Consider the following 1,020-nt stretch of genomic DNA (forward strand, 5'->3'; position numbering starts at 1 on the left):
TTTATGTTAGAAAAATCGTGGTGATTTTAAATTCTTCTTAGAAAAATCTATATCCCATAGTATAAACGCTTCATGCGTCCCACTATTATAATTCCCTAAATTGGTCGTCGTTAAATCAAAAGCATAGCCTATACGCATACTCGGAGTAATTCCAAAATTAGCCAATAAACTAACCGAATCATCTAATCTATAATTCGCACCAACTTCTAATCGGTCATTAAACAGAAAATTAGCCGAAACATCCACCGACAATGGTGAGCCCTGAACCCCCTTTAACATAACACTTGGCTTGAACTTGGTAGTCTGTGATAAATCAAAAACATAACCACTTGTTAAAAAGTAATGCGTCTCCTCTGCTGCCCTGGTAATCGTATTATTCTCCTTCTCAAAATGTAACGTCTCTAAAAAGTTCGGAGCCGATAACCCTATATAAAACTTCTCATTGTAATAATAAACACCTGCCCCAAAATTTGGAAAGGTCTTATTGATATTATCATCAAAAAACTCATCTGCACCTCGGGGAGTCTGTGGCAAGATAATATTTGAAAAGTCCGTATTGAATAATGTTACTCCTCCCTTTAATCCAAAAGCTAATCTACCCTCTTCTGATAAAGAAACTGTATAAGAAATATCTGCATAGATATTCTGCTCTTTTACAGGACCCACCTCATCTACAATAGCCGAAAAACCAGCACCCAAATTCTTGCCAACCGGCGCATGTACTACACCCGTAAGTGTTTTTGGAGCTCCGTCTAAACCAACCCACTGAGTACGCCCCAACACACCTATACTTAAGGTACCGCGACTACCAGCATATGCCGGATTAACAACATTCATATTATACATATACTGAGTATAATGAGGATCTTGCTGAGATTCAACCTCTAATGAAGTAAACCCTAAAACCAATCCTATTAAAACTATAGATAGCCTTTTTATCATTTTTTGAAACTGTTTCATCTCAATACTTTTTTTTCCTAAATCAATTACCATCCTAATAATTTACATAAACCCAACCTG

1 protein-coding gene is annotated in these 1,020 nt (G+C 36.6%); it reads right to left on the reverse strand.

What is annotated here, in order from left to right; translation table 11 throughout:
* Positions 1 to 6: 6 nt before the first annotated feature.
* Positions 7 to 960: a PorP/SprF family type IX secretion system membrane protein gene (locus AC1EUU_RS15420; RefSeq protein WP_480202341.1), complete on the reverse strand. Its 954-nt coding sequence runs from the start codon at positions 958 to 960 to the stop codon at positions 7 to 9.
* Positions 961 to 1,020 lie beyond the last annotated feature (60 nt).

The sequence above is a fragment of the Maritimimonas sp. 2205BS37-2 genome (genome assembly GCF_056591755.1).

Coding starts and splice junctions, on each gene's coding strand:
- AC1EUU_RS15420 (WP_480202341.1), bottom strand. CDS start 960: ATGAAACAGTTTCAAAAAATGATAAAAAGGCTATCTATAGTTTTAATA.